The sequence below is a fragment of the Paenibacillus sp. 598K genome (assembly GCF_003851045.1).
Classification (GTDB): Bacteria; Bacillota; Bacilli; order Paenibacillales; family Paenibacillaceae; genus Paenibacillus_D.
The window spans coordinates 4521-5394 of sequence record NZ_BFBX01000300.1 but is presented as its reverse complement, the minus strand read 5'-3'; the positions used below and the strand labels follow the sequence as shown (position 1 = coordinate 5394).

1 protein-coding gene is annotated in these 874 nt (G+C 66.0%); it reads left to right on the top strand.

The annotated features are described in order from the left end of the window. Positions 1 to 874 (top strand): thiamine pyrophosphate-dependent enzyme (locus tag PA598K_RS35190; protein ID WP_260405772.1); only part of this gene is annotated, 874 nt, incomplete at both ends.

The following is an 874-nucleotide window of genomic DNA, read 5'->3' as shown; positions in this document are numbered from 1 at the left end:
CGGCGGCACTCACTATGCGGATGCAGGACAAGAGCTGATCGCCTTCGCCGAGCGCTTCGGCATCCCGGTGACCGAGACGCAGGCGGGCAAGAGCATCCTGCCTTGGGATCACCCGCTTAATATGGGCGGTATCGGCGTGACCGGCACGCTGGCAGCCAACCGACTCGCCCGCGAGGCCGACTTGATCCTCGGTATCGGCACCCGCTACTCCGACTTCACGACGGCGTCCAAGTCGGCCTTTGACCCGGACGTGCGGTTCGTCAATCTGAACGTCAACGGCGCCGATACCGCCAAGCTGTCCGGCCTGGCGCTGACGGCGGATGCCAAAGCGGGCTTGCAGGCGCTTCAGCACGCCCTTGAGGATAGCGGTTACCTTAGCAGCTATAGCGAAGGCGAGCTGGCCGCGCATCATGCGGCATGGGCCCGCGAGGTGGATCGTCTGCACGCGCTGGAGTCGGCGGAAGGGCTCGTGCAGACCAGGGCGCTCGGCATCATCCAGCACGCGTTGGCTCCCTCAGATGTGATCGTCTGCGCCGCCGGCAGCATGCCGGGCGATCTGCAGCGGCTGTGGCGGCCAGTCGAGCCGGGCACCTATCATATGGAATACGGCTTCTCCTGCATGGGCTACGAGGTGAGCGGCGCCTTCGGCGCGAAGCTGGCCGAGCCGGACCGCGACGTCTATGCGCTCGTCGGCGACGGCAGCTATCTGATGCTGCACTCGGAGCTGCTGACGGCGATCCAGGAGGGCGTCAAGCTGACGGTGCTGCTGCTCGACAATCACGGCTTCCAATGCATTCACAACCTGCAGCGGGGCCATGGCAGCGACGGCTTCGGCAATGAATTCCGCCGCCGCGACGCCGCCACCGGACGGTTG